20 protein-coding genes are annotated in these 21218 nt (G+C 32.0%); 9 read left to right on the plus strand and 11 right to left on the minus strand.

Annotated elements, in window-relative coordinates; all coding sequences use genetic code 11:
- A complete protein-coding gene (locus tag DG508_RS06435; RefSeq protein ID WP_108867338.1) occupies positions 1–795 on the plus strand; it encodes an aldose epimerase family protein in 795 nt (264 codons plus the stop codon).
- Positions 796–834: 39 nt separating this feature from the next.
- On the opposite strand, the gene recQ is transcribed toward DG508_RS06435, so the two are convergent.
- Positions 835–2961 (minus strand): DNA helicase RecQ, encoded by a 2127-nt coding sequence (gene recQ, locus DG508_RS06440; RefSeq protein ID WP_108867339.1) that lies wholly within the window; start codon positions 2959–2961, stop codon positions 835–837.
- Between the two features lie 247 nt (positions 2962–3208).
- Between recQ and DG508_RS06445 the strand changes: the two genes are divergently transcribed.
- Positions 3209–4846 (plus strand): ABC-F family ATP-binding cassette domain-containing protein, encoded by a 1638-nt coding sequence (locus DG508_RS06445; protein ID WP_108867340.1) that lies wholly within the window; start codon positions 3209–3211, stop codon positions 4844–4846.
- A 72-nt stretch (positions 4847–4918) separates the two neighbouring features.
- Here the strand turns inward: DG508_RS06445 and cysM are convergent, their stop codons facing one another.
- Together cysM and epsC are read right to left on the minus strand one after the other, a co-directional pair.
- On the minus strand, positions 4919–5803 hold the full coding sequence (gene cysM, locus DG508_RS06450; RefSeq protein WP_108867341.1) for a cysteine synthase CysM: 885 nt from the start codon (positions 5801–5803) through the stop codon (positions 4919–4921).
- The gene (gene epsC / locus DG508_RS06455; RefSeq protein WP_108867342.1) at positions 5803–6594 is read right to left on the minus strand and encodes a serine O-acetyltransferase EpsC; all 792 of its coding nucleotides are present in this window, start codon (positions 6592–6594) and stop codon (positions 5803–5805) included. Before epsC ends, cysM begins: the two co-directional genes overlap by 1 nt.
- Positions 6595–7010: 416 nt before the next feature.
- Between epsC and DG508_RS06460 the strand changes: the two genes are divergently transcribed.
- Both DG508_RS06460 and DG508_RS06465 read left to right on the plus strand, forming a co-directional pair.
- Positions 7011–7430, plus strand: coding sequence for a CBS domain-containing protein (locus tag DG508_RS06460; RefSeq protein ID WP_108867343.1), 420 nt, complete (start codon positions 7011–7013; stop codon positions 7428–7430).
- 136 nt (positions 7431–7566) lie between these two features.
- The gene (locus DG508_RS06465; RefSeq protein ID WP_108867376.1) at positions 7567–8244 is read left to right on the plus strand and encodes a DUF2461 domain-containing protein; all 678 of its coding nucleotides are present in this window, start codon (positions 7567–7569) and stop codon (positions 8242–8244) included.
- 208 nt (positions 8245–8452) lie between these two features.
- Here the strand turns inward: DG508_RS06465 and DG508_RS06470 are convergent, their stop codons facing one another.
- The 6 genes from DG508_RS06470 to DG508_RS06495 form a co-directional block, all read right to left on the minus strand.
- On the minus strand, positions 8453–9205 hold the full coding sequence (locus tag DG508_RS06470) for an SDR family NAD(P)-dependent oxidoreductase (protein ID WP_103863999.1): 753 nt from the start codon (positions 9203–9205) through the stop codon (positions 8453–8455).
- A 678-nt stretch (positions 9206–9883) separates the two neighbouring features.
- Complete coding sequence (locus DG508_RS06475) at positions 9884–10633, minus strand: SDR family NAD(P)-dependent oxidoreductase (RefSeq protein WP_108867344.1); 750 nt, start codon at positions 10631–10633, stop codon at positions 9884–9886.
- 68 nt (positions 10634–10701) lie between these two features.
- On the minus strand, positions 10702–11283 hold the full coding sequence (locus DG508_RS06480) for a TetR/AcrR family transcriptional regulator (RefSeq protein WP_108867345.1): 582 nt from the start codon (positions 11281–11283) through the stop codon (positions 10702–10704).
- 73 nt (positions 11284–11356) lie between these two features.
- Complete coding sequence (locus DG508_RS06485; protein ID WP_108867346.1) at positions 11357–11884, minus strand: GNAT family N-acetyltransferase; 528 nt, start codon at positions 11882–11884, stop codon at positions 11357–11359.
- 10 nt (positions 11885–11894) lie between these two features.
- Positions 11895–12644 carry a C40 family peptidase gene (locus tag DG508_RS06490; protein ID WP_108867347.1) on the minus strand — a complete coding sequence of 250 codons (750 nt, stop codon included), beginning with the start codon at positions 12642–12644 and terminating at the stop codon, positions 11895–11897.
- A gap of 41 nt (positions 12645–12685) precedes the next feature.
- The gene (locus tag DG508_RS06495; RefSeq protein ID WP_108867348.1) at positions 12686–13864 is read right to left on the minus strand and encodes an acetyl-CoA C-acyltransferase; all 1179 of its coding nucleotides are present in this window, start codon (positions 13862–13864) and stop codon (positions 12686–12688) included.
- A 254-nt stretch (positions 13865–14118) separates the two neighbouring features.
- Between DG508_RS06495 and DG508_RS06500 the strand changes: the two genes are divergently transcribed.
- The 5 genes from DG508_RS06500 to DG508_RS06520 all read left to right on the plus strand — a co-directional run bounded on the left by DG508_RS06500 (position 14119) and on the right by DG508_RS06520 (position 19459).
- Positions 14119–16164 (plus strand): HD family phosphohydrolase, encoded by a 2046-nt coding sequence (locus tag DG508_RS06500; RefSeq protein ID WP_108867349.1) that lies wholly within the window; start codon positions 14119–14121, stop codon positions 16162–16164.
- Between the two features lie 705 nt (positions 16165–16869).
- Positions 16870–17271, plus strand: a complete 402-nt coding sequence (tssD, locus tag DG508_RS06505) for a type VI secretion system tube protein TssD (RefSeq protein WP_108867350.1) — start codon at positions 16870–16872, stop codon at positions 17269–17271.
- Between the two features lie 14 nt (positions 17272–17285).
- Entirely contained in the window at positions 17286–18560 is a 1275-nt protein-coding gene (locus DG508_RS06510) for a hypothetical protein (protein WP_108867351.1), read from the plus strand.
- A 2-nt stretch (positions 18561–18562) separates the two neighbouring features.
- Positions 18563–19021: a hypothetical protein gene (locus DG508_RS06515; RefSeq protein ID WP_108867352.1), complete on the plus strand. Its 459-nt coding sequence runs from the start codon at positions 18563–18565 to the stop codon at positions 19019–19021.
- Between the two features lie 6 nt (positions 19022–19027).
- A complete protein-coding gene (locus tag DG508_RS06520) occupies positions 19028–19459 on the plus strand; it encodes a hypothetical protein (protein ID WP_108867353.1) in 432 nt (143 codons plus the stop codon).
- A gap of 148 nt (positions 19460–19607) precedes the next feature.
- On the opposite strand, the gene DG508_RS06525 is transcribed toward DG508_RS06520, so the two are convergent.
- Complete coding sequence (locus DG508_RS06525) at positions 19608–19895, minus strand: DUF3817 domain-containing protein (RefSeq protein ID WP_103867033.1); 288 nt, start codon at positions 19893–19895, stop codon at positions 19608–19610.
- Positions 19896–19912: 17 nt separating this feature from the next.
- Positions 19913–21151, minus strand: a complete 1239-nt coding sequence (locus DG508_RS06530) for a mechanosensitive ion channel family protein (protein WP_108867354.1) — start codon at positions 21149–21151, stop codon at positions 19913–19915.
- Positions 21152–21218: the final 67 nt, after the last annotated feature.

The following is a 21218-nucleotide window of genomic DNA, read 5'->3' on the forward strand; positions in this document are numbered from 1 at the left end:
ATGTCAGGTAAAATAAGGTTGCATACTATTGATGAAAAAAATAATGTGATTATAGATAAAGGAGAGCTTGTAAGTTTTACAGTAGACTCCATAGAAATCATGCATCAAAAAGGAGACCCAGGATGGGGTAATACAGAAATAGAAATGTTTCCTATTATTGGCGCAACCAAAGATAATAAGTTTTCTGTACAAACGCCAAAAGGTAATGCCAAGTTGGATCAACATGGGATTTTAAGAGCACTAGAGTACTCACTCAAAGAAAAAAGTGATAACAAAGCAAGTTTCTATAAAAAATATAAAGCGAATACACTAGTAGCAAACCCTAAGTATCCAAAAAAATCAACTCAGCAGTGGTTAGAATGGCCTTATGATTTTGAATTTGTAAAAACCTTTGAACTTTCTGAGAAAGGATTAAAAATAACTTTTGAGATTAAGTGTGAAGAAGATATGCCACTAATGCTTGGTTTTCATCCTGCTTTTAAGGTGTATAATCAAGAAGCTGTATTGGCTACTAATGATAAAGAAATAACTATTAGAGATATTCTTGAAGCAGGAGCTTCTGCTTATTTACTTGATAAATGTAAAGAAATTACTCTCAAAAATAACGGAGATATACGACTCATCATTACAACAAATGGCTTTAGACATATCATGCTTTGGACAGAAGTAACAAATATGATCTGTATAGAACCAATAACTTTTTATCCGTCTAGTGTTGTTGCAAGTGAGTTATATACTGGTTTTGATAGTGCTTCTGATTATGATAAGTTCGAGGTTATTATTTCACCATCATAATTAAGGAGGGTGAAAAAATAATGTATACTATTTTTATGATTATGTTTGTTCACTTTTTTCAAGAATAGTCAGTGCTAATCGAATGGTATTATAATCAATAGCTCCTTCAAAATGATCAAAATATGGTTTTAGAGCACTAGGGCTATCTAACTTTTCTTTAGCCTGTTTGATTGTTTTTATATCTTCTTTATCAACAAAATTTTGCAGATCAATATCCTCTCCACCTTCATACAATTTCATAATATGAGAAAATATAGTTGATTGAGCGAGTTTGCGCTCTATGGCAATTTCTTCTAGTGATAATCCTTGCTTATATAAGGTTAGAGTTTCTAAGTGAGTATTTCCTTTTTTTGTACTCTTTTTTTTCGTTTTTTTCGTTTTCTCAGCAGAGAAATCAATGATTGCCTTGATAAATTGATATCCGTAATTTTGCATTTTTTGCCTACCAACACCATTGATACGCATAAACTCTTCGTCATTCATTGGACGAAACTTTTCCATTTCTTTCAGTGTAGCATCATTAAAAACTTGATAGGCAGGTATCCCAGCTTCTTTGGATAGTTCTAATCGTAATAATCTTAATTTTTCAAACAAATTAGGAGCAGTTCCCTTATCAATAGATTTGTTATTTATATTTTGATTTGCTTTTTCAAATTCTTGTAAATGCGCTACTTTTACTTTTTCTTTTTCAAATAGTACTTTTTTTGAAAGAGCGGTAAGTTTCAATTTATTGTTTTGATGAAAAGCAATTTCCAGATATCCTTGATTGATTAATTGAATAATATATTGTTGCCAATCTCTCCATGCAATATCATTACCAATTCCGTAGGTTTTTACATTTTGATACTGCTTATCGTATACTGCAGCATTTTTAGCTCCGCGTAGTATATCGATTACAGTACCAATAGGTTCTTGCTCTTTGATACGAGCTACTGTAGATAATACTTTTTGAGCAATAATAGTTCCATCTATAAAAGTTGGTGGGTTTTTACATACATCACAATTGCCACAATCTTTTTCTACAAGTTCTCCAAAATAACTAAGCAAAATCTTACGCCTACAACTCAAAGAGTCTGCATACTGTTTCATGCGATCAAGCTTTGCCAATTGTACCTCTTGATTACCAGACATATTGGCAAATTTTTGTAATTGCACCACATCTGCATAGCTATGAAATAGCAGGGTAGAAGAAGGGAGGTTATCTCTACCAGCACGGCCGATTTCTTGATAGTACCCTTCTATATTTTTAGGAAGATTATAATGAATGACCCAGCGTACATTGGATTTGTCAATCCCCATCCCGAAGGCAATTGTAGCACAAACAATTTGTACTGTATCATTTATAAACCCATCCTGAACCTCAGCTCTCTTTTGGTGATCTATGCCTGCGTGATACGCCTCAGCATTATATCCTTGACTTTTTAGCTTATCAGCGAGGGTTTCTGTGGTTTTTCTACTTAAACAATATATAATTCCACTATCGTTTGGTTTATCATCAAGAAAATTGATGATTTGTTCTATTCTTTTGTTTCCAGGGCGTACTTCTAGACTAAGGTTTTTACGATCAAAAGAAGCAAGATGTTGCTTGGCATTATTAATATTTAATTGGTCACAAATATCCTTACGAGTTGCTTTGTCTGCGGTTGCTGTTAATGCAATTACAGGAGTTTTAGGGAATTTGTTTTTAAGATATCCTAATTGCGTATATGCAGGTCTAAAATCATGACCCCATGCCGATATACAATGTGCCTCATCTATGGCAATTAAGCTAATTTCTATTTGTGCAAGAATAGTATCTATAAAAGATAAGCTTTCTGGGGCTGTATATAACAGTTTGATCTCTTTATTAGACACCTTTTGATAAATCTGTTGTTGTTCACTTTCAGTTTGACTGCTATTGATGAATGCAGCTTTGATTCCATTTGCGATTAGCCCATCTACCTGATCCTTCATTAAAGCGATTAGAGGAGAGATAACTAGAGTTACCCCTGGTAAAAGTAATGCTGGTAATTGGTAACAAATAGATTTACCTCCTCCCGTTGGCATAATAACGAGATTATCATTTCCTGAAAATATAGAGGATATTATGTCTTGCTGTAATGGGCGAAAACTATCATATCCAAAATATTCTTTTAATGTGTCTAAGAGTTGTTTTTGATCTGGCATGATACAAAGAAAAGAAAATAGCTTGGTAAAATGTATATGTCTACAGTCGTTTTATTTTCTTTAAAAATGATATTACATCTATTATTATATAAATCTATAGCTGTTTTTTAAAAATAATAATTTACTCTTAAGTAGTACTCTAAAGAAAGGTAGTATTAATTATAAAAAATAGTATGGTTTTATGGTGTGATTTTCTTTGGTGTGAATTCCTTTTTTTTAGTTTTGTAGCACTTTAAAAATAAAAGATATGATCTCTGTAGACGGAGTAACAGTAGAATTCAGTGGAGAAACCTTATTTAGCAATATTTCTTTTGTTATCAATGAGAATGATAAAATTGCTTTAATGGGGAAAAATGGAGCGGGAAAATCTACTATGATGAAGATCATTGCAGGTGTTCAAAAAGCAACAAAAGGGAACATAAGATATCCTAAAGAAGCTGTGATAGCATATTTACCACAACATCTTTTAACAGAGGATGATTGTACAGTTTTTGAAGAAGCATCAAAAGCATTTGGACATATTTTTGAGATGAAACAAGAAATGGATCGTCTTAATAAAGAACTAGAAACTCGTACAGATTATGAATCTAAAGAGTATATGTCTATTATAGAAAAAGTGACAGACATAGGTGAAAAATTTTATACCATAGAAGAGATTAATTATGATGCAGAGGTAGAAAAGGCACTAATAGGATTAGGGTTTAAAAGAGAAGATTTTACCAGATCAACCAGTGAGTTTAGTGGTGGGTGGAGAATGCGAATAGAGCTTGCTAAAATTTTGCTACAAAAACCAGATTTGATTCTTTTGGATGAGCCTACCAATCACATAGATATTGAATCTGTAGTATGGTTAGAAGATTTCTTGATAAACAAAGCAAAGGCTGTAATTGTAATTTCTCATGATAAAACTTTTATTGATACCATTACCAATCGTACTATTGAGGTAACAATGGGAAGAATATATGATTATAAGGCAAATTATTCACACTACTTACAATTAAGAGAAGATAGGAGATTGCATCAGATCAAAGCATACCAAGAACAGCAAAAATTTATAGCAGATACCAGAACTTTTATAGAACGGTTTAAAGGCACTTATTCTAAGACTAATCAGGTGAATTCTCGCGAAAGAATGTTAGAGAAGTTAGAAATCATCGAGATTGATGAGATTGATAATTCATCATTAAAGCTAAGATTTCCTGCTTCGATTCGATCAGGAGATTATCCTGTAATTGCCAAGGATTTATCAAAACAATATGGAGATCATATTGTTTTTAAAGAAGCTAATATGTCGATTGCAAGAGGAGAAAAAGTATCATTTGTTGGGCGTAATGGAGAAGGGAAATCTACAATGATAAAGGCAATTATGGGAGAAATAGAATATGAAGGAAGTTGTGAATTGGGACATAATGCCAATGTGGGGTACTTTGCTCAAAATCAAGCATCTTTATTAGATCCTAATCTTACTATTTTTCAGACAGTAGATGAAGTTGCAACGGGTGATGTAAGAACACAGATTAAAAATATTTTGGGGCAATTTATGTTTGGAGGTGATGATATTGATAAAAAGGTAAGTGTGCTTTCTGGTGGAGAAAAAACCAGACTAGCAATGGTAAAGTTACTATTAGAACCTGTAAATGTCTTGATTCTAGATGAACCTACTAATCATTTGGATTTAAAATCAAAAGATGTGCTCAAAGAAGCCCTATTAGCTTTTGATGGCACTCTGATATTGGTTTCTCATGATAGAGATTTCTTGCAAGGGTTATCTCAAAAAGTATTTGAATTCAAGGAAAAAAGAGTAATTGAACATTTTGAAACGATTGATGACTTCTTAGAACGAAATAGAATTAGAAATTTGAGTGAAATTAACTTAAAAAGCTAAGACAACTTGACAAGGTTTCTTTAAAAGTGTAACTACGCAGGAAATGATACAGGGGTAAACTAGATTTCTATTTTACTCAAATAAATCAGAACTCAAATATCGATCTCCTCGATCACAAATAATAGCAACAAGAACACCGTTTTCGAGGTTTTTTGCGAGTTTTAATGCTGCAGCAACAGCACCACCACTACTCATACCACAGAAAATGCCTTCTTCTATTGCCAGACGTTTTGCCATAGTAGTAGCCTCTTCTTGACTTACCTCTATAACTTGATCAACCTTATCGGGGTTAAAGATTTTAGGTAAATATTCTTTTGGCCATTTACGTATGCCAGGTATTTTGGATTCATCAGTAGGTTGTACTCCTACAATTTGAACCTCTTTTGATTGCTCTTTGAGGTAGGTAGATGTACCTATAATAGTACCTGTTGTTCCCATAGAAGATACAAAATGAGTGATTTTTTGTTGCGTATCTTTCCAGATTTCTGGTCCAGTGGTTTTATAATGTGCCCGCCAATTATCCTCATTGGCAAATTGATTAAGCATCACATATCCTTCATTAGTTACTTTGGCTTCAGCATAATCTCTAGACCCCTCAATACCAACATCAGCAGGAGTAAGTGTTACTTTGGCTCCAAAAGCACGCATTGTCTGTACTCGTTCCTTGGTAGAGTTTTCTGGCATGACCAACTCAATATTTAATTTAAAAATACCAGCAATCATAGCAAGGGCAATTCCTGTGTTACCACTAGTAGCCTCTATAAGTTTACTATTTTGATCTATATCTCTACGATCTAATGCAGATTTAATCATGTTATAAGCAGCTCTATCCTTAACACTTCCTCCAGGATTATGTCCTTCTAATTTTAAAAATAATGTAATATTAGGGTTTTTGATTAGAGAAGAAGCCTTTACCAGAGGAGTATTTCCTATTAGATCTAAGATGTTGTGAGTCATTAAACTACTTTTTTTATTTTTATTTCTGCAGTGTTTGAGATGATAGAGTTATCAGGAACAGATGAAGTAATCCAAGTGTTACCACCGATGGTGCTATTAGCACCAATTACAGTACTTCCTCCTAATATGGTTGCATTTGCATAAATGGTAACATTGTTTTCTACAGTTGGATGACGTTTTACATTGCGCAGTTTTCTATCTACATACAATCCTCCTAGTGTTACCCCTTGATATATTTTTACGTTATCCTTTATAATTACTGTTTCTCCAATAACAATACCCGTAGCATGATCTATAAAGAAAGAATTTCCTATTTCTGCTCCAGGATTAATATCTGTACCAGTTAATCGATGAGAATACTCTGTCATTAATCGAGGAATCATTGGTAATCCAATTTTTAGCAATTCATGGCTTAATCTATAAATTGCTATCGCATAAAACCCTGGATATGCCATATATACTTCCTCAATAGAATTAGCAGCAGGATCACTTTGTAGAAAAGCCTTTGCATCCAGATTTAGTTTTTCTAAGATGCCAGGTAATTTATCTAGATAAGACTGCCAGAGTTTATTGCAAGGGTTTTCAGTCTCCCAACAAGCCAAATCTACAAGCTCTTCAAAGGTTTTTTCAAGAATATCAATATTTGCAGCTACTTCGGTATCTGTATCAAACAAAGTATAAAAAAGTAAATTGGTAAAATACTCCGTCCTTTCTTTGAGCTTTAGCTTAAGATTAGGATTCTTTTTTTGCTCTTCAATTTTGGCAATAATCTCGTCTCTTTCTTTAGTCATTTCAATTTATTTGAAAACTCTAGTAAATATATAGAATAAAGAATATAAAAGTCTTTTTTACTCGTAATTCCTTACATTTTTAAAACAATAATAACATTATAAGGTTTGAATTAAGATTCTTTTCTAAACTTTCGTTAAATTTTTATAGTGAACATGTATTGAACATCTACATATCAATAAAAAGATGTTCAATCTCTATAAAATGTCTTTTTACATATTAACATTGCAAAAATACTGTATATATCTGATAAAATTACAAAAATACAAATGAAGAAATAATGGACATACAAAGGAAGATAAAACGGTTATAAGTAGGAGTGTAATTGCTTAAAAAACTAATATACATTAACTGATATTTGTCATAATTAGTAAAGAAACTTGGGGGTATCTTTAGTAAAGAATTTAAACCTAATATAATGAAAAAAAGAACACCTGTTTCCAAAATTATGACTTCTGATGTAATAACTCTAAATCATACTAATGGCTTAGAAACAGCAGAAATGTTATTCAAAGAACATAATATTCGTCATATTCCTGTGGTGAGTGGAGAGACTATTATTGGTATGTTGAGTTATACTGATTTACTTCGTATAAGTTTTGCAGATGCAGTAGATATAGATGAAAAAGATGTTGATACTGTTGTTTATGAAATGTTTACTATAGAGCAGGTAATGGCAAAAAACCTAGTGAGTGTAAACTCTAATACTACAATCAAAGAAGTTGCAGAAATACTAGCCAAGAAAGAATTTCATGCATTACCAGTTATAGATAATAATGTATTAGTTGGTATTGTAACAACTACAGATTTGATAAATTATTTATTGGATCAGTTTTAAGAATACTTAATAACACTACATGATAAAGACAGGAGGCAAGAGTTGTTTCCTGTTTTTTTGTAATTATTTATTAAATTTTGAACAAATCCAGTTTGAGCAGATTGATTTTATTATTTTTAGGATCAAACTAAAATTTATGAGTACAATACCAAAGGATGCATTTGACTTTTTGAAAGACCTGAAAGAAAACAATCATAGAGATTGGATGACTGAACATAAAAAAAGATATCAAAGTAATGAAAAAGACTTAAAAAAATTTTATGCTTCTGTGGTAGAGCGATTAAATGAAAAAGATGAAATAGAAAAGACCAAAGTTTTTAGAATTAATCGGGATATTCGTTTTAGTAAAAATAAAACACCATATAATGTACATCGTAGTGTAAGTTTCAGTAGAGCAGGAGCACATAGAAGAGGAGGATATTATTTACGCTTAGAACCAGAGAATTCATTGATGGCAGGAGGCTTTTTTAGTCCTGAATCAGCAGATTTATTGCGTATCAGGAAAGAGTTTGAAATGGATGATGAAGAGATTAGAGAGATATTATCTAATAAAGATTTTAAAAAAGCTTTTGGTAGCTTTGACTCTTCAAATCAAGTAAAAACGGCCCCAAAAGGGTTTAGTAAAGATCACAAGAGCATTGATTTAATAAAAAATAAATCATTTATTGTGACTCATAAATTTAGTGATAAAGAAGTTTTTTCTCCTAACTTTTTAGACAAGGTTATTTTTCATTACGAATTACTAAGACCTTTTTTTGATTATATGAGTGACGTTCTTACAACTGACCTTAATGGTGTTTCATTGATTGATTAAGTAGGGCAGGGCTTATGCAAATACGAATTACAAATTTTTATCAAAATATATTACTTGTATTCTGGAGAGGGTAACAATTTAACTAAATCTAAAAAGGTTATTTTACAATAAAAAAACCTTACAGGCTCACATATTAGGGACAAAAGAATAGATACCTGTTAGGTTTTCTACGTTATGAGATTTTGATAGTAACTATTTTTTTGGGTTGCTATATCTGGCTCATTCCACCATCGACTTCTAATTCTACACCATTAATGTATGAAGCATCATCTGAGGCAAGAAATAATGCTGATTTAGCAACTTCTTCAGAGGTTCCGAAACGTCCTAATGGGACACGTTTGGCAAATCCTTTTCCCATTTCTTCAGAAACGTCTTTGGGAAGTCCCATTTTTCCAAAAATAGGAGTAGTAATTGGGCCTGGAGCAATTGAGTTTACACGTATTTTTCTGTCTTTTACTTCAGATACTAATACTCTCTGATAAGCACGCAATGCACCTTTGGTAGCAGAATATATACCTAGACCATCAAAAGCACGTTGTGTTACTACAGAGTTATTAAATAAGATGGATCCTTGGTCATTGATGTGAGGAAGTGCTTCTTTTATAGCCAAAATGGGCCCTTTTACATTAATATTAAAAATTTCATCATAATGTTCTTCGGTAATTTCACAAGTTTGAGTAGGGTGTAAGACTACACCAGCATTAAGAAATAGAATATCTATTTTACCATATTTGTGTATTGCCTCCTCAATTAGCTTTTTATTATCTTCGGCTTTGCCCACATCTGCGGTAACTATAATAAAATCTCCTGTTAGGGTTTTTGCAACTTCATCCAATGCTTCTTTACGTCTTCCTGATAGTACCACTTTGGCGCCTTCTTGCAAGTATAATTTTGCTGTTGCTAATCCGATTCCGCTATTAGCTCCTGTAATAACGGCTACTTTGTTGTGTAATCTTTTCATTCTATTGTTTTTTGGTTTATAAATTATACACAAAACCATATCTGTAAAATAAAACTTAGTAATATTATAAGATAACATGGTTTATACATTGATTCTCTTATTGAGGAAAAAAAAGTGTCTTATTAAGGAGGGGATAGAAAAGAATACCATAATTCTTGTACTAATGGGTAGGGTGGTAATTAATAAGATCGTTTTAGTTGGAATCACTCTTATAATAAGATTTGTAACCAATTGTATATAAGGTAATACATGTATATTGAGCTTTTTTTTGTGTAGAATGTTAATTGTATAATTTTCAGAATACTTAGAAAAGTAATAAGAATTAGCTGTATAAATTTTAGCTAAGATCTTATTTTGGAAGAGTTTTTTGCTTAATTCTAGTCTATTCATCCCATTAGTTTTCTGCATAGTAAGTACTACTACGTTAGATAATATATATGACCAGATGGGATATGTCTATAAAATAGTATTTAAAGACTCGTGGTTTTGTAGGTCTTTTCGTATTTATTATTTTATAATGTACAAATAATCAATTTGTTATGCAAATAAAATTAAAGCAATAGTATGATGGTGTTAAATAAAATAAGGTTTGATAACCCTTGTATCTATTAATAAACACAAAGATTATCAAACCTATTATGGAATGAAGTGGAATTAAATATGAAATTTATTTTGTATTTAAATTTGGCTCAATCCACCGTCGATTTCCAGTTCAACACCGTTGATATAAGAAGCATCATCTGATACTAGAAATAAGGCTGATTTAGCTATTTCTTCAGAGGTTCCGAAGCGTGCTAATGGTACTTGCTGTGCGAATCCTTTTCCCATTTCTTCTACTACATCTTCTGGTAATCCCATTTTACTATATATAGGAGTTTCTATAGGACCAGGAGCAATTGAGTTTACTCTTATTTTTCTAGATTTTACTTCAGAGGTTAATACCCTTTGATACGCACGTAATGCTCCTTTGGTAGCAGAGTATACGCCGAGACCGTCAAACCCTTTTTGAGTAACAATAGAATTTGTAAATAAAATTGACCCTCCATCATTTATATGAGGTAAGGCTTCTTTTGTGGCTAATATTGGCCCTTTTACGTTGGTATTGAATAAAGTATCATAGTGTTCTTCTGTTATCTCATGAGTAGGTGTAACTGGTGCAATGCCAGCATTTAAGAAAAGAACGTCTATTTTGCCAAATGTATCTGTTGCTTCTTTGATTAGTCTTTTATTATCTTCGGCTATTGATACATCTGCTTTTATGGTAATAAAATCACCTTCTAGTTTTTCAGCAACTTCATCAAGTGCTTCTTGACGTCTACCAGAAAGTACTACTTTGGCGCCTTCTTGTAAATATAGCTTTGCTGTTGCTAATCCTATTCCGCTATTAGCTCCTGTAATAACGGCCACTTTGTTTTGTAATTTTTTCATTCTGTTGTTTTAATTATGTTTATAAATGTTCTATTTGAAACAATCGTTTCAAATAGAGGTAAAAAAAATTAATAAAGTACTTTTAGTATTGTTTTGATCAAGTTTTTTAGGTCTTCTTCATTTTTATTTAGTATTCCAGTCATTCTTAATCCCTGCACAGAGGAGAATAAGTATAAAGCATATTGACCAGCAGTCTGCTCTTGGTTAAAGATCTTTTCCATTTGTCCTTTATATACAATATCTTCAAGCATGGCTATCGCTCTATCTTGATTTTTTTCCATAAAAGACTTGATAGAGGGTTCTTGATTTGCCATTTCAGATTTACAATTTACTACCATACATCCTTTACGATCATTGTCATTAATAATTTCATGCATGTGCAGGTCAAAAATGTTTTGTATAGCTTCTGAGGCATTATAAGCTTTTGCTAATTTTTTACTGAAACTATCATTATAAGTAGATTGATAATAAGAAAGAACATCTAAAAACATGGTCAATTTACTACCAAAAGAATTATAAATACTTGATCTGTTTAATGATGTAGCGTCTACCAAATCTTGCATAGAAGTACCATTATATCCTTTTTTATGGAATACTTCAGTAGCTTTTTGTAAGACAGCAATTCTATTAAACGTTTCTTCTTTTGGCATATCAATTATGAAATGATCGTTTCAAAAGTAAATAATTTATATTGTATTTATGTTATTAAAATCATAAAAAAAATTATAAGGTAAGTTTCATCATGATATCTGTCTGAATATCTGTACCTAATATGAATTGGTGTAAATCAAAAGTTTTAAAGCCATTTCTTTCATAAAATTTGATAGCTCCAGTATTTTTATCCCATACACCCAACCAGAGTATCTTTATTGATTTTGAATTAGCTATCTGCACTGCTTTTTCAAATAATACCTGGCCTATTTTTTTACCTTGATATTGTTTTAAGACATAAATCCGTTCTATCTCAAGAGTAATGCCTTCTACAGATTCGGTTTGTGCATCGCCCGTATTTATTTTTAGGTATCCAGCTATTTCATTGTCAAATAGAACGAAATAAAATTCGGATTCAGGATTTTGAAGTTCCTGAGTAATATTATCAAGTGTAAAATTTTGATCTAAGTAGTCATTAATATTTTTCTCTATATTATGAGGAGGACCAAACGCATCATAAAATGTTTGACGGCCGATATTTAATAATACCTTATTATCATTAAGATTTACTTTTTTGATGATAAGGTTTTCAGAATTCATAATAGGAAAATTAAATAATACGTTTAATTACTCTTAGTTTATGAGTATGAGTTCGTTTCTCTACATTATAGATTCCTGTATGATCTATACGATCCACGCGCACTTTACCATGCGCATGGATAATATAGTTATCTTTCATCATGATCCCTACATGGGTGATTGCACCTTCTTCATTATCAAAAAAGGCAAGATCACCAGGTTCACTTTCTTCTATAAAACTCAAAGGTTCTCCTTGTGTAGCTTGTTGAGATGCATCTCGTTGTAACTGATACCCATTTAGTTTATAAACCATTTGAGTAAAACCACTACAATCAATACCAAAATTTGTTTTTCCACCCCATAAATAAGGAGCATTAAGAAACAGAAAAGCGGTATCAATAAGATGTTTTTTAGCTTGTCTTTCTGTAATCTTGGTTCCTTCGTATTGATGATTAAAAAAATCTAATGCCTGCAAAGAAGCACCTAATGGGATAGGCATAAGTTGGTTATCTTCACAACTTACAAAATCTACCATATCACCCACTAAAGACATAGACATTTTATTAAAATTATCATAAGTCTCTTTATTGATCTCTATATATTGTTTATTATCGATCCATCCTTCATAAAGATCAAAAGCCAAACGAATTTTACTCCATTTTTTGCGCTGTTCTAATATTTTGAAATGTTCACCATATAACACTTGTGAAACCATTTCACTAGGATCTTGTGGTTCAAAGCGTAATGGAACAATACTCAGATTACAAATACCGTATTGCATGTAATAATTTTAATTATAAAAAACCAGATTAAAAAAAATGATTATACACGCTCTATTACCATAGCAGATGCACCACCACCACCATTACATATTGCGGCAGCTCCTATTTTTGCATTATTTTGTTCTAATACATTGATCAATGTGATTAAAATTCGAACTCCTGAGCATCCTAATGGATGACCTAGAGAAACAGCACCACCATTTACATTGGTATTAGCATCAGTTAGCCCTAGAATTTTTAGATTCGCTAATCCTACTACAGAGAATGCTTCATTAAATTCAAAAAAGTCAACATCGTCAAGAGATATTCCAGCTTTTTCTATGGCTTTTGGCAATGCTTTTGCAGGAGCCGTAGTAAACCATTTAGGTTCTTGTGCAGCATCAGCATAACTTTTTATTTTTACAAGAGGCTGTAATCCTAGTTCGGCAGCTTTTTCTGCACTCATTACCACTACGGCACCAGCCCCATCATTAATAGTAGAAGCGTTTGCAGCAGTTACAGTACCTTCCTTAGAAAAAGCAGGGCGTAAAGCAGGTATTTTTTCCATTTTTACATTCTTGTATTCCTCATCTTCTGTGACTAATACAGGTTCTCCTCGACGTTGCGGAACCGCAACAGGAACTACTTCATTAGTAAACTTACCATCAGACCATGCTTTTGTTGAACGCTCATATGATTGAATAGCAAATGCATCTTGATCTTCTCTACTAAAATTATGTTCGGTAGCACATAAATCTGCGCAAACTCCCATTGCATTTTGGTCATAGGCATCTACCAAACCATCTTTTTGCATACCATCCTCTAATGTCTGTGACCCAAATTTGTGTCCAGATCTCAACCTTACATAATGAGGAATTAAACTCATGTTTTCCATTCCTCCAGCTACCACGATATCAGCATCACCCAAAGCAATTGCTTGTGCAGCATGCATAACAGCTTTCATACCACTGGCACATACTTTATTTACAGTAGTACAAGGTACATTGTCATTAATTCCTGCTGCTAATGCTGCTTGTCGAGCAGGAGCCTGCCCATTTCCTGCTTGTACAACATTACCCATAAATACCTCTTGAACAAGAGAAGGGTCTAAATTTATTTTATCTAATGCACCTTTGATTGCAGTCGCACCTAGTTGAATCGCTGGAACAGTAGAAAGACTTCCCATAAAACTTCCGATTGGTGTACGCGCTGCAGATACAATTACTACTTCTTTACTCATGATCTATATTTTAAAAAAAATGTGTGTATTGTTATTTTGCGAATTTAATGATTTTTTAAGGGATATGCATAGGGAAGTTACTAACAAGAGTACTCGTATTGTACTGACTTATTTTTATTACTTTTGAATTCATTTATAGAATCATGCTTATAAGATGGATAGATAAGGAATCTGAACATCTATATTCTTTAAAGATTATAGATAGGAGATAAAAAGAAAGTTGAAAGACTGTAAGCGTTCTTAAATTTTGAATCATGAATAGCTTTTTAAATAAATTATATAAAAAACAATCCTTGATATACAGGATTTTTCTTTTTATATGTACTGCAATACTTATCGTATACTTATTTCCTAAAGGGGGGATATTCAAATATGAGTTTGCAAAAGGAAAACCTTGGCAATATGAAAACCTGTATGCCCCATTTGACTTTGCAATAGCAAAGACTGAAACAGAAATAGAAGCAGAAAAAAAGCGAATCAATGATAATGTAATTCCTTATTTTGAATATGATACTGTAATAGCAAATACAGCAAAGGAATCATATGATAAATCTTTTGCAAATTATCTCAAAACCTTAAATCAAAGTAGTTCTAGAGATCAGGCTAAACTTTTTGGTAGAATATTACTCAATGATATATATAGACATGGGATTTTACAAGAAACCTATTCATATAATGATCAAAGGCAGATTTTTTTAAATAAAGGAAATACGGCAGAGGCAATTACTTATAGTCAGATTTTAACTCCTGTTATGTTGACCCGAATCATTAATTCGCGAATTGACAAAAGTGAATATGTTAAGTTCAAAAGTGATTTTGTGGCGCTGTTTTATGATTTGATAAAACCTAATGTAAGGCTTAATCAGAAATTAACAGAAAGTACTTTAGAGATTGAATTAGAAAAAGTACTGACTACTAGAGGAGGGGTTTCTAGGGGTAGTAGGATCATTGCAAAAGGAGAAGTTGTAGAAGGAGATAAGTTACAAATATTAACCTCATTAAAAGCAGAATATGAATCGCAGGTATGGAGTGACAAGAATTTTTATTGGATAGTATTAGGGTATTGTCTTCTGGTCTCGCTAGCACTTATGATGCTTTTGTTATTTATAAGAAAGTATAGGCCTGATATTTATGATAATAATACACAGGTAACATTTATATTTTTTAATGTTCTTTTTATGGTATTGATCACTACATTGGTGGTTACCTACACATCAGATTATATATATGTAGTTCCCCTATGTATTTTACCTTTGATTCTTAAGGCATTTTTTGATTCTAGGTTAGGATTATTTACGCATGTCATTACTGTATTGATATTAGGTTTTGTGGTTCCTAATAGTTATGAGTATACATTTTTGCAAATTATTACCGGAATTGTAACCATACTTACTATTTCAGAATCTTTTAAAAGAGCTAATTTATTTATTTCTGTAGGACAAATTACATTGATTTATATTTTGGCATATATTGCTTTTCATGTGATTCATGAAGGAAGTATTGCCAATGTAGATTGGGTGACAATAGTTTTATTTGTAATTAGTGGATTTGCAACTCTGATTGTACATCCATTAATCTATGCCTATGAGAAGATTTTTGGACTTATTTCTGATGTTTCTTTATTAGAGCTCAGTGATACTAACTCTATATTACTCAAAGAACTGTCTAACAAAGCCCCAGGAACATTTCATCATTCACTTAATGTTGCTAATATAGCAGAAGCAGCAGCCAATGAGATAGGAGCTAATGCCATGCTAGTAAGAGTAGGAGCATTGTATCATGATATAGGTAAAATGATAAATCCAACTTATTATACAGAGAATCAATCTGCATCAGGTAATGCACATGATGTATTATCACCAAAAGAAAGCGCCAAAATTATTATCGACCATGTTATAAGAGGGGTAGAAATTGCCAAAAAATATAACTTGCCAGATCGTGTTATTGATTTTATAAGAACGCATCACGGTACAAGTACAGTATATTACTTTTATGCAAAAGAGAAAGAAAGTAACGAAAATGTAAATATAGAAGATTTTCAATATCCTGGTCCTAGGCCTTTTTCTAAAGAAACTGCTATCTTGATGATGAGTGATAGTGTAGAAGCTGCCTCAAAAAGTCTTAAAAACCCTACTAGTAGCCTTATAGATACTTTTGTAGAAAAGATAATAACAAAACAGATGGAAGATAATCAGTTCCTGAATGCTAATATCACTTTTAAAGAAATACAGCAAATCAAAAAAGTATTTAAACGTAAATTAACAAATATCTATCATCTTAGAATAGAATATCCAGAGTAAAATCATAATATGCAGTATAATACATAAAACATTGTAAACTAGCAACTTAAAACTTCTTTTTTTTCTGTGGTTTAACCATATTTATTTTGAGGCATTAATCCCTCTTTTTTTTGATAAAAAGTGTATATTCGTACACACAAACTTAAAACTGGCGTATTATGAATGAATTACCTAACTTTTTTTATAAAAAATATTTAAGGCATAGTATAAACTGATCTTTTAAAAATTTAAAAGTATAGTATTGTTTTACAAAATATCCTACCCCATTTTATGAGTATCACCCAAAACCCCACAATAGTGGTGCTACTATAGATTAAATAATACTCCTAAAACAGTAATGTATCCTTGATATTTGACCCTTTTTGTGCTTCAGTAGTAGATATTGTTGTATACAGAAGAGAACTCATTTATATCAAAATATGGGATACTAACTATATATAGAAATAACATTGTCGTCATGATATACTAATAAACAATGTGAATTATTAATAAATATCAATAAAAAGAAAACATGTTAGCGCGTAATAATAACAGATAATATTTAATTATAGGTTTTTAAGAGGACTACAGTATAGCAACTAGAGAAATGTTGCACTATAGTGGTTTTGCACCTCAAATTACAAAGCTTTAGAAATACTAGTAGAGAGTAGATTATGACATCTATATATTACACAAAATAATAACATATTAACCACACACAACACAATGGCGACAAAAACAGAACTCATCATCGATAATAAAGCTTATAAGCTTATAGAATGTTCCTTTGATTATCATAAACCTGTAGATTACAGTGGTAGACCGAGTGCTCGGGTACGAGCAGGTAGCATTCTTATTGTATTAGATTTTGATGGTCAAGACGATTTAATAGACTGGGCAGGTAATGATACAGCTACTCGTGATGGTAAAATTATCTTTTATAAAGGAGATGGTATGGGAATCAAATTCACGCTCGATTTCAAACGAGCATATTGCTCAGATATGTACACCTATCACAGTAATCTAGAAGGAGGTGGAGTTGTATCAGAGCTTAAGATCAATGCACACCAGATGAGTGTCAAAGGACACACTCATATTAATAATTGGCCAGTGGCAGAGAAAAAATAATAATACTGCTAGATATGAGAAAGAGTAACGAAACTCTAAGGGGGGTAGATGATATATTGTGCCCCGCAATAGAGCGAGCAGTAAAACCACGATTTGATGGTAAACCACCAACCGCATTTGATATTGGTTGGGCATTGAGATGGGAGATAGATAATACCCGTACCGCGCTATCAGAAGCATTGTATAAGGTAGACCTTGCTACCGATGAGATAGGAGTGAGACGTAGTCACATGCATCAATGGCAAAGCCTACAACCTTATGCAGCTGATAAAGTAAATACTCAAGATTATGTGCGTAGAGCAAATAATGGATATCAGGTATGGGATGGCTATAAATGGACACAGCTTTCTAAAGATGCCAAGATAAGTGTAACCAGTGAGCGTAGTGAAGCTACCCATAATAAATTAGGAGTGGTAGTACGAGCAGAAGATATCGCTACCAATACCCATATTCTCTTTGTAGATAATGATGTGTACAAACGAGGGGGAGAAATTACCTATAATGGTCCTATAGGAGGTGATCCTGATCTGGGAACCCGATTTATATCTCAAGAAATTAATTGGGAAGACCCTATGTACGATGCTGTAAAAATGGGAACAGCTATTACAGGTAAAGCTGCAGGAGCTTTAGCAATGAATAGAATAGGTAATCTTACCCCATGGCATAAGGGAGAAAATTTATATAAAGCCAGAGGGTGGTATCGTAATCAAGAAGGGAAACTACGTAAATTAAGTAGCCAGCGCAATACAGTAGGAGCAGGGGGGCACCGTGTAGGGGCACGTACTGCGTCAAATAATATAAAATATTTAAAAAATGGAGCGAAAATCTGTATGTGGATTAGTATTGGAATTAGTGCCTATGAAATTCATAATGTGGTAGTAAAAGATGATTCTAATAGAAACGAAGTTATTACGAGGGCAACTGTAGATATAACAATGGCATTAATCGGTACTAGAGGAGGGGTTGTAGGTTGGGTTATATCAGGTAGTTATTTTATTTTATCTATAACTGGTGCATTTGGAGATTGGGGGCAACCTAGTGGAGTAGCTAGTAATGGAGTGCCTTATGATAATAGTTTTGGACAATTGGGGACTTTTGGCAGTACTTATAGTGATGATTTTGACATTGATTATGTTCCATCCATTCAACATAAACGTAGTAGGATGCGAGAACGTTTGTATCATATGCGAGATAGGGATCATACTTATGTGAAACCACAGGTGCATTATAGGGTAAATATGGATGGGCAAGAATTTTATCCTATAGAGGATTTCTATAACAGGCTATAATTATGAATTGGTTAGAAAAAATACGTCCACCAAAGTTATATCGTTATATGTTTTATGTAGAGTATAGATGGGCATTATTTTTTAATAATGATTCACCAGCGTTTAGTGCATTGTTGTCATCATTAATAATGATTTTTTTTCAAACTGATTTTATAGTGTTTTTTGTTTCGTATTTATTTGGTATTGATTTTTTTGGAATGTTTTTGACGGGCATTCATAAAATTTATATTGTTTTTTTTATGCTTATATATTTGGGGGGTGGTTATTTAGTTTTTTACTATAAAGGTAAATGGCAACGTATTATCAAAGAGTTTGAGGGGGAAACCAAAGAAGAAAAAGTGAGAGGCTCTATTTTTTTAGGTATTTATTTGTTTATTAGTATTTTATGCTTTATAGGGGGTGTTTATATTACATATCTTACATCTCCAGCATATGAACATGGAATACATTTTATAAGATAATATAATATGAATTGGTTAGAAAAGATACGTCCGCCAAAGTTATATCGCTATATGTTTTATGTAGAGTATAGGTGGGCATTATTTTTTAATAATGATACACCAGCGTTTAGTACATTATTGTCATCATTAATAATGATTTTATTTAAAAGTATGTTTATAGTATTTTTTGTTTCTTATTTGTTAAATATTGATTTTTTTGGAATGTTTTTAACAGGCATTCATAAAATTTATATTGTTTTTTTTATGCTTATATATTTAGGTATTGGTTATTTAGTTTTTTACTATAAAGGTAAATGGCAACGTATTATCAAAGAGTTTGAGGGGGAAAGCAAAGAAGAAAAAATAAGAGGTTCTATTTTTTTAGGTATTTATCTATTGATAAGCATTTTATGCCCTATTGGAGGAATATATTTTATAACTGTAATGTCCCCTTATTAATTTTTTTGAGTTTTGAATAGATGTTTATATTACATACTTTACACCTCCAGCATATTAACATGGAGTACAATTTATAAGATAATAAGATATGAATTGGTTAGAAAAAATACGTCCGCCAAAGTTATATCGCTATATGTTTTATGTAGCTTTATGCTTTTGCAGAATCTTTTAAATATTTTTTATCCATCCAGAAAGTACCAAAAGGAATGATAGAACAAAGTAAAACGATGATTAATGTTTTTGCATTCCATTGTTTTTCAAATTTGACCATGATTGCTAGTACTATATATAGTAAAAAAAGAAAACCATGAGCCATACCAATAATTTGATTTGGTTCTGGTGATTCAAATATATATTTAAGAGGCATGGTTACAAATAGAATAAGTAGATATGAAACTCCTTCTAAGAAACTAATAATTCTGAAACTGGTAATCATATGTGCGTATTGATGTATTATTTATTGATAGTGTAGTTTAGTTCAAAAACCTCTAGGTCAAAGTATGGTATTGCAGATAATAAATGATCAAAGATATCTGCCATTATCTTTTCATAATTTTTCCAAACTTTGTTGTTACTAAATGCATATATTTCCAAAGGAGTACCTTGCGCAGTAGGAGGTAGTTGCCTACTCATAATAGTCATTGTTTTGTTGATATATGGGTGGTTCTCTAGATATAACTCTACATAGGTTCTAAAAACTCCCATATTGGTTAGATTCCTACCATTCATCAAAACATTTTTATTTATATTATTTTCTTGATTATGGATATCTATGTTTTTTTGTACATCCTGCAGATACTCATTGAGTAATTCTATCTCTTGTAGTTTATTAAGGTCTTCTGTTGATAGAAAGGAAATACTTGATGTTTTAATCAAAATCGCTCTTTTTATTCTTCGACCACCAGAATTCATCATACCTCTCCAATTTTTAAAAGATTGAGAGGTGAGATAGTATGTTGGGATGGTAGTAATTGTTTTGTCAAAATTCTGAACTTTTACAGACGATAAATTGATCTCTACTACATCTCCATCAGCACCATATTTTTCCATAGTAATCCAATCTCCAATTCTCACAGTATCATTAACCGCAACTTGTATACTAGCTACAAATCCAAGAATGGTGTCTTTAAAAATCAAAAGAATAACAGCAGACATTGCTCCAAGAGCTGTCAAGAATGTCCAGATTGATTTTCCGGTCATAGAAGAGAAAATCATAATTCCACCTATAAACCATACAAATATCATAAATACCTGTACATAACTATCAATAGGTTTATCTTTGAACGAGGATAAAGATTTCAAAAAATCTCTAAACGTTCTTAAAATACTACGTAGAATCCATATGGTCAATACAATCACCATAATATGGAAAAGTATTTCTAGGTATTTCTCTGCTGTAGGAAATGAAACAAAGAGCATAGGAACAATCCATATTGTCAATGACAAAGGGACTATATGTGCGAGGTAATTAAAGGTCTTGTTTTTTACTAAGTAATCATCAAAGGTATTTTTTGATTTTGAAGCGTAGCTTTTGAAAACAGCAACAATTACTTTCTTAAATACAAAGTCTACTATAAAAAGAACAACCATAAGAATAGATATTCCTATTAGTAGATTCAAATACTCTGCCGTAGTCTCAGAAAGGCCTTTGGAAACAAAAAGATTATAAAAATAACGAATTAAATTTTTCATCAATATTCCGTACTAAATTTCATGCAAAAATAGGGTTCTATTACTTGATAGAAGAAATAAAAAGAAA

It is taken from the genome of Aquimarina aquimarini (assembly GCF_900299535.1).
In the GTDB taxonomy this organism is placed as follows: domain Bacteria; phylum Bacteroidota; class Bacteroidia; order Flavobacteriales; family Flavobacteriaceae; genus Aquimarina; species Aquimarina aquimarini.

What these genes read in the sequence shown, in the direction of transcription:
- DG508_RS06520 (WP_108867353.1), top strand. Translation starts at nt 19,028, where the DNA reads ATGAATTGGTTAGAAAAGATACGTCCGCCAAAGTTATATCGCTATATG.
- DG508_RS06490 (WP_108867347.1), bottom strand. Translation starts at nt 12,644, where the DNA reads ATGCAATACGGTATTTGTAATCTGAGTATTGTTCCATTACGCTTTGAA.
- cysM (WP_108867341.1), bottom strand. Translation starts at nt 5,803, where the DNA reads ATGACTCACAACATCTTAGATCTAATAGGAAATACTCCTCTGGTAAAG.
- DG508_RS06510 (WP_108867351.1), top strand. Translation starts at nt 17,286, where the DNA reads ATGAGAAAGAGTAACGAAACTCTAAGGGGGGTAGATGATATATTGTGC.
- recQ (WP_108867339.1), bottom strand. Translation starts at nt 2,961, where the DNA reads ATGCCAGATCAAAAACAACTCTTAGACACATTAAAAGAATATTTTGGA.
- DG508_RS06530 (WP_108867354.1), bottom strand. Translation starts at nt 21,151, where the DNA reads ATGAAAAATTTAATTCGTTATTTTTATAATCTTTTTGTTTCCAAAGGC.
- DG508_RS06470 (WP_103863999.1), bottom strand. Translation starts at nt 9,205, where the DNA reads ATGAAAAGATTACACAACAAAGTAGCCGTTATTACAGGAGCTAATAGC.
- tssD (WP_108867350.1), top strand. Translation starts at nt 16,870, where the DNA reads ATGGCGACAAAAACAGAACTCATCATCGATAATAAAGCTTATAAGCTT.
- DG508_RS06465 (WP_108867376.1), top strand. Translation starts at nt 7,567, where the DNA reads ATGAGTACAATACCAAAGGATGCATTTGACTTTTTGAAAGACCTGAAA.
- DG508_RS06515 (WP_108867352.1), top strand. Translation starts at nt 18,563, where the DNA reads ATGAATTGGTTAGAAAAAATACGTCCACCAAAGTTATATCGTTATATG.
- DG508_RS06500 (WP_108867349.1), top strand. Translation starts at nt 14,119, where the DNA reads ATGAATAGCTTTTTAAATAAATTATATAAAAAACAATCCTTGATATAC.
- DG508_RS06485 (WP_108867346.1), bottom strand. Translation starts at nt 11,884, where the DNA reads ATGAATTCTGAAAACCTTATCATCAAAAAAGTAAATCTTAATGATAAT.
- DG508_RS06445 (WP_108867340.1), top strand. Translation starts at nt 3,209, where the DNA reads ATGATCTCTGTAGACGGAGTAACAGTAGAATTCAGTGGAGAAACCTTA.
- DG508_RS06475 (WP_108867344.1), bottom strand. Translation starts at nt 10,633, where the DNA reads ATGAAAAAATTACAAAACAAAGTGGCCGTTATTACAGGAGCTAATAGC.
- epsC (WP_108867342.1), bottom strand. Translation starts at nt 6,594, where the DNA reads ATGACTAAAGAAAGAGACGAGATTATTGCCAAAATTGAAGAGCAAAAA.
- DG508_RS06460 (WP_108867343.1), top strand. Translation starts at nt 7,011, where the DNA reads ATGAAAAAAAGAACACCTGTTTCCAAAATTATGACTTCTGATGTAATA.
- DG508_RS06435 (WP_108867338.1), top strand. Translation starts at nt 1, where the DNA reads ATGTCAGGTAAAATAAGGTTGCATACTATTGATGAAAAAAATAATGTG.
- DG508_RS06480 (WP_108867345.1), bottom strand. Translation starts at nt 11,283, where the DNA reads ATGCCAAAAGAAGAAACGTTTAATAGAATTGCTGTCTTACAAAAAGCT.
- DG508_RS06495 (WP_108867348.1), bottom strand. Translation starts at nt 13,864, where the DNA reads ATGAGTAAAGAAGTAGTAATTGTATCTGCAGCGCGTACACCAATCGGA.
- DG508_RS06525 (WP_103867033.1), bottom strand. Translation starts at nt 19,895, where the DNA reads ATGATTACCAGTTTCAGAATTATTAGTTTCTTAGAAGGAGTTTCATAT.